Source organism: Corallococcus sicarius, from assembly GCF_003611735.1.
GTDB classification, from domain to species: domain Bacteria; phylum Myxococcota; class Myxococcia; order Myxococcales; family Myxococcaceae; genus Corallococcus; species Corallococcus sicarius.
The window spans coordinates 1-5,642 of record NZ_RAWG01000460.1 but is presented as its reverse complement, the minus strand read 5'-3'; the positions used below and the strand labels follow the sequence as shown (position 1 = coordinate 5,642).

Annotated in this window: 7 protein-coding genes; 3 read left to right on the top strand and 4 right to left on the bottom strand. The window is 70.8% G+C overall.

The genetic code is table 11. The features are described 5' to 3' along the window. Both D7X12_RS38690 and D7X12_RS38685 read left to right on the top strand, forming a co-directional pair. Positions 1-983, top strand: a 983-nt coding sequence (locus tag D7X12_RS38690) for a cytochrome-c peroxidase (protein ID WP_120630175.1), incomplete at its 5' end; no start/stop codon positions are given. Positions 984-1,023: 40 nt separating this feature from the next. Beyond that, positions 1,024-1,419 carry a hypothetical protein gene (locus tag D7X12_RS38685; protein ID WP_120630174.1) on the top strand — a complete coding sequence of 132 codons (396 nt, stop codon included), beginning with the start codon at positions 1,024-1,026 and terminating at the stop codon, positions 1,417-1,419. Between the two features lie 57 nt (positions 1,420-1,476). Here D7X12_RS38685 and D7X12_RS38680 read toward each other — a convergent pair whose 3' ends face one another. Beyond that, the gene (locus tag D7X12_RS38680) at positions 1,477-2,943 is read right to left on the bottom strand and encodes a right-handed parallel beta-helix repeat-containing protein (RefSeq protein WP_120630173.1); all 1,467 of its coding nucleotides are present in this window, start codon (positions 2,941-2,943) and stop codon (positions 1,477-1,479) included. 167 nt (positions 2,944-3,110) lie between these two features. On the opposite strand from D7X12_RS38680, the gene D7X12_RS38675 reads away from it, so the two are divergent. Further along, positions 3,111-3,614: a hypothetical protein gene (locus tag D7X12_RS38675; protein ID WP_120630172.1), complete on the top strand. Its 504-nt coding sequence runs from the start codon at positions 3,111-3,113 to the stop codon at positions 3,612-3,614. Positions 3,615-3,624: 10 nt separating this feature from the next. Here the strand turns inward: D7X12_RS38675 and D7X12_RS38670 are convergent, their stop codons facing one another. The 3 genes from D7X12_RS38670 to D7X12_RS38660 all read right to left on the bottom strand — a co-directional run bounded on the left by D7X12_RS38670 (position 3,625) and on the right by D7X12_RS38660 (position 5,415). Then, a complete protein-coding gene (locus D7X12_RS38670; protein WP_147443935.1) occupies positions 3,625-4,365 on the bottom strand; it encodes a proline and serine-rich protein 1 family protein in 741 nt (246 codons plus the stop codon). 85 nt (positions 4,366-4,450) lie between these two features. Beyond that, positions 4,451-5,059: a 2,3-bisphosphoglycerate-dependent phosphoglycerate mutase gene (locus tag D7X12_RS38665; protein ID WP_120630170.1), complete on the bottom strand. Its 609-nt coding sequence runs from the start codon at positions 5,057-5,059 to the stop codon at positions 4,451-4,453. A gap of 95 nt (positions 5,060-5,154) precedes the next feature. Continuing rightward, the gene (locus tag D7X12_RS38660) at positions 5,155-5,415 is read right to left on the bottom strand and encodes a phosphopantetheine-binding protein (RefSeq protein ID WP_120630169.1); all 261 of its coding nucleotides are present in this window, start codon (positions 5,413-5,415) and stop codon (positions 5,155-5,157) included. Positions 5,416-5,642: the final 227 nt, after the last annotated feature.

The following is a 5,642-nucleotide window of genomic DNA, read 5'->3' as shown; positions in this document are numbered from 1 at the left end:
GGCCCGCCGTGCCGGACCCCGCCGCGGTGGCGAAGCTGGCCGAGCACTTCTTCCAGACGCCTCGCGGGCAGAAGCCGCTGCCGACGGACACCGAGGCGCAGGTGGCGCTGGGGCGCATGCTCTTCCACGAGCCCCGGCTGTCGAAGAACCACGACGTGTCCTGCAACACCTGCCACGGGCTGGACACCTTCGGCGTGGACAACAAGGCGCTGTCGGACGGGCACCGGGGGCAGAAGGGCAGCCGCAACTCGCCCACCGTCTACAACGCGGCCCACCACATCGCGCAGTTCTGGGACGGCCGCGCCGCCACGCTGGAGGCCCAGGCCGAGGGCCCGATGATGAACCCGGTGGAGATGGCCATGCCGGACGCGAAGCGCGTCGAGGCCACGCTGTCCTCCATGCCCGAGTACACCGCGCGCTTCCGCGCCGCCTTCCCCAAGGAGCGCAAGCCGGTGACGCTGGCCCACGCCGCGAAGGCCCTGGCCGCCTTCGAGCGCACGCTCACCACGCCGTCGCGCTTCGACCGCTTCCTCGCGGGCGAGCACGCCGCGCTCACCGCCCAGGAGCAGCGCGGCCTGGAGGCCTTCGTCACCACCGGCTGCACCACCTGCCACAACGGCCCCGCCGTGGGCGGCACGTCGTTCCAGAAGCTGGGGCTGGTGGAGGCCTACCCGACCCTCACCGACGCGGGCCGCTTCGACGCGACGAAGAACGAGGACGACCGCGGCTACTTCCGCGTGCCCACCCTGCTCAACGTGGAGAAGACGGGGCCCTACCTGCACAACGGCAGCGTGAAGGACCTGCCCGCCATGGTGCGCCTGATGGGGCGCTACCAGCTGGGGCGCACGCTGAAGGACGGCGAGGTGGACGACCTGGTGGCCTTCCTCAAGAGCCTCACCGGCGAGCTGCCCCCCGCCGAGCGCATCTCCGCGCCGCCCCTGCCCCCGAGCACGAAGCGCACGCCCAAGCCGGATCCGTCGTAAACGTCGCGCCCCGGCCGGCGGGTGGTAAACCCCCCGGTCCATGACCTTCTTCTTCCATCTCCACTCGGGGCTTCGCTACCTGGTGCTGTTGGCTGGCGCCATCGCGCTCGTGTACTTCGCCTTCTGCGTCGCCACGAAGCGGCCGTTCGACAAGGTGGGACGCATCATCGGCGCGTCCTACTCCGGCTTCGTCCAGCTGCAGGTGCTGGTGGGCATCGTGGTGCTCGTGACGCGCGGCTACTACCCGGCGCTCATCGGCCACATCGTGATGATGGTGCTCGCGGTGGGCGCCATCCAGGGCTGCCTGTCCGCGAACCGCCGCCGCACGCCGCCGGGGTACGTGCTGCCCCTCGTGGGCACCCTGGTGTCACTGCTCTTCATCGTGGGCGGCGTCCTGGCCATCCGTCCCGGCCTGTTCGTCTCCACCGCGGTCTGAGCGCCCACCCGTCGGGAGGCGTGGACCCCAGGGCCCACGCTCCCTTCGGTGTCGTCGCTACTCGCGACGGCTGCGGCGACGCAGGCTCAGCGGAACCAGCAGCGTCAGGAGCAGGGGCAGCAGGCCCGGAGCGGCGCTGCAGCCGCCGTCCTCGTCCTCATCCGCGGGCGGCTCCTCCTCCGGTCCCGGGCCCGCGTCGGGGATGATGCCCGCGTCCGCGACGCCCGTGCCGGCGTCCGTGCCACCCGTGCCCGCGTCCGTGCCGCCCGTGCCCGCGTCCGTGCCGCCCGTGCCTGCGTCCGTACCGCCCGTGCCCGCCGCGCAGTTGCCCTGTGGATGCTCCAGCGCGCCCAGCGTGTACGCCCCGGTCGAAGGTCGGGGTCGGCCGCAGAAGTCGTCCGTGACCAGGGCGTTGCGCGCGCCCGCGCGGACGAGCGACGTCACGTCACCCTTGAGGGTCAGGTCTCCCTTGAGCGGCGCCACGTACCAGGACGCGAAGGTGGCCGTGGCCACGTTCATCTGGTTCGTGCCCGCGGTGAAGGTGCCGCTCTCGCGGACCCGGATGACGGAGGACAGCACGTTGCCGTGGGCCTCGCCGGTGCTGGCGGCGAAGCGGTAGTCCACTCCCGTCGTGCTGATGAACGTGTTGAACAGCACGCGCGTGTTCGTGGCCTTGTTCAGGTAGACGGCGACGTCGGAGCAGTTGGCGACGATGTTGTTCCGGATCACGCCGTCCGTGTGCTCCGGCGTGCACGGCACGGCCGGATCGAAGGCCGGCGCACAGAACGCGTTGCCCGTCCCGCCACCGCCAAAGGACAGGCCGATGCGCGTGTCGCTGGCCGGCTGGTCCCTCGTGCAGAGGACGCGGTTGCGCTCGAAGATGCCGCGCTTGCCGCCGCTCTTCATGAAGGCGCCGTAGGAGATGCCGCCCTGCTTGGCGAAGTCGTGAACCTCGTTGTCGCGGACCACCCAGTCGTCACCGGTGTCGATGTTGAGCTTGTTGACGGGCGTTCCCGTCACGCGCGGGCGGGTGTCGTAGATCTCGTTGCGCTCGATGAGCCCCCGGTGGGGCATCTCCCAGACACCGGCGCCGTTCTTCGTCGCGTTCGACTTGAGCTGGGAGTTGAAGTCGCGCACGCGGCTGTTGCGCAGCACGAAGCCGTCCGCGTGGCCGGTGACGTGGAAGGCGTGCTCGCAGTTCGAATCAGTCGCGCAGATGCCCTCCACCGTGAGCCCGTCGAAGGTCCAGTACCGGCCGGACACCTTGAAGCCCTCCGTCGCGTTGAAGCGGATGAGGGCCGCATGACGGTTCGCGGCGCGCACGGTGATGGGCAGCGCCTGGGTGCCCTCCGCCGCGCAGGTCAGGTTCGCGTTGAACGTGTAGGTGCCGTTCGCGAGGACGATCTCGTCCCCGGCCGTGGCGGAGGAGAGCGCGGTCTGGAACTCGGCCACGGTGGCGACGTTCTTCACCGCCGCGCCGCTGGTCAGGGGAAGCAGGAGGAGTGCGAGGGGGGAGATTCGCATCAGGGGACTCCGAGTCAGGGGGGACTCCACCCTACCGGATTCCTCCCACGGACAGGCAGGCGGCCGGGCGCAGGCATCCCGGCTGCTAGGGAGCCTGTCTCCGCGTGCGCACCTCTCCCGTCATGGCATGCCTACCCAGACACCCGCGGCGGGGACGTACCACTCTCATGGGGGCGGGCCTGGCCAGCGTGCTCCTGCTGTCCCCGGGAGCGTTCGCGCTGCCTCGGGCGGGACAGCCGCTGCCGGCCTTCTCCGCGAACGACCTGAAGAACGGCGCGCACTCAAGCGAAGAGCTGAAGGGCCGGCCCGCGCTGGTGGTCATCATCACCGACAAGGCCGCCGGTGAGGCGATGCGCCAGTGGTACGCGGTGGCGGATCAGCAGCAGGTGCCGGAGTCGGTGCGCCGCCAGTCGCTCATCACCCTCAAGCTGCCGTTCTTCGTCAGCGAGGGCGCGGCGCGGGGCAAGGCAAAGGGCCAGGTGCCGGAGGACTATTGGAAGGACACCTGGCTGGACAAGGACGGCGACATGGGCAAGGCCCTGGGACTGGCCTCCAGCCGCACGCCCTATGTCCTGGCGCTGGATGCGGAGGGCCGCGTGGTGGCCAGCGTCCACGCGACCGCGGACTCTCCGGAGGCGCGGTCCATCTGGGCCGCGCTCTCCGGACGGTGAGGCTCTCAGCCTAGCGGCGCCCGCCGCCGTCGAGGATGGCCTGCAGCTTCTGCTTGTCCGACGAGAACGGGAACGCCTGGTACAGCTCGAAGCCGTTCTGCGGATCCAGCAGGGCGGGCCGCATCACGCGCACCACCTCCAGCTTGTCGTTGGAGTGGGGGAACTGGCCCAGCAGGGTCAGCACGTGCGTGACGAGGAAGTTCTCGTTCGGGGTGACCTGCGACAGCACCCGCAGCTTGTCGCGCGCGAAGGCCTCGCGGACCATCGCCTGGGTGAGGCTGCGGAACTGCGCGTCCGCGATGGGCCGCACCGGCGGCGGCGGGGGCGGCTGCTGCGGCCCCGGGTAGTTGCCCGGGTGCGGCGGCGGCAGGCCCGTGCCGTAGGACGCGGCGTCGTCCACGTACTCGCTCAGCTTGTCCAACTCCTCCATCGCGTCGCGGATGCTCTTGCGGCCCTGGTTGTCACGGGTGCGGGACATCGCGTCGCGCAGCGCGTTCTCCAGCTTGTCGATGCGGCGCTCCATCACCTCGCGGTCCACGACGGCCAGGTTGCGCTGGGGCGGGGGCGGCGGCATCGGCTGGTGCGGGCGCGGCGTGGAGTGGCCCGGCGGCGGCGGGCGGCGGCTCATGTCCGAGGCAGCGGCGGCGTTGGAGGCAGCGGCGGCGTTGGCGGCCTCTTCCACGCGCGGCGCCGTCTGGGCGAGCGAGGCGGCGGAGGTGAGCAGCACGACAGCGAGGGTCAGGGCCTTCATGGTGTGCATCCTTGGGGGTGTTCGTCCTTCGCAAGCATCAGACGGGACGGGGGGCTGCACATTCAACCCCCCCATCCGCGAGGCGTCAGGGGCAGGCGCCGCGCTTGGAGACGACCTCGCCCTCGGGGGTGACGTCGTAGATGACGGGCACGCCCGTCGCCAGCTCCAGCGCCACCACGGCCTCGCCGGAGAGCTTGTCCAGGCGCATCACCAGGGAACGGTTGGAGTTGCCGTGGGCCACGACGAGCACGTTCTTGCCCTGGCGCAGGTCGCCCGCGATGGCGCGCTCGTAGAAGGGCAGCACGCGCCTGGCCGTCATCTCCAGCGACTCGCCGTTGGGGGGCGGCACGTCGTAGGAGCGGCGCCAGATGTGGACCTGCTTCTCGCCGAAGGCCTTGGCGGCGTCCGCCTTGTTGAGGCCCTGCAGGTCGCCGTAGTGGCGCTCGTTGAGGGCCGCGTCACGGATGACGGGCGGGCGCTGGCCCAGCGTCTCCAGGAGGATGGCGAGCGTCTCCTGCGCGCGGGTGAGGGCGGAGGTGTAGGCGACGTCGAACTTCAGGCCCTTGAGGGCGTCAGCGGCCTTGCGGGCTTCGCCGCGACCCTGCTCGGTGAGGGGCACGTCCACGAAGCCGGTGAAGCGGTTCTCGTGGTTCCAGAGGGACTGACCGTGACGGACGAGGGCGAGGATGGGCATGGCCCCCCTGCTAGCCCAACCGGGGCCGGTGGGAAAAGAGGCAAGCCCCGTCCACCCGCCCGGCCCGTCGCTTCCCTGTCACCCGGGAGCCAGGCTCAGCCGTTCGGCTGGGACTCCTGCATCAGCCGGTCGCAGACGGCCGCCACCGCGCTCAGCGTGTTGAACAGGTCCACCATGCCCACCTGGAGGCCCAGGTCGTCCTCGATGCGGTTGGCCAGCATCGTCGCCAGGAGCGAGTTGCCGCCCACCTCCAGGAAGTGGTCCTCCGGCCGCACGGCCTCCACGCCCAGCAGCTCCTGCCAGTAGCCCGCCAGCCGCGCTTCCATCGGCGAAGGGGATGCAGTCGGGGTGCTCATGGGGGACTCCTATTCACCGGAAAGTGAGGAAAGTAGAACTACCGCGTCAGGCATGACAGGTCCAGCGGGCTGGCTCTGACGGTTGCCCTCCAGGAGCGCGGGCGGGCCCGCGCCTTTCGCTGCGGCGTGAGTGAATCCGGGCACTTTGGACCTCTCGGGCCGCTTGCGTGAGCCCTTCGTTGCCCGGGGTCCCCCTGCCACCCTGGAGACGACCTGACCCCGGGATC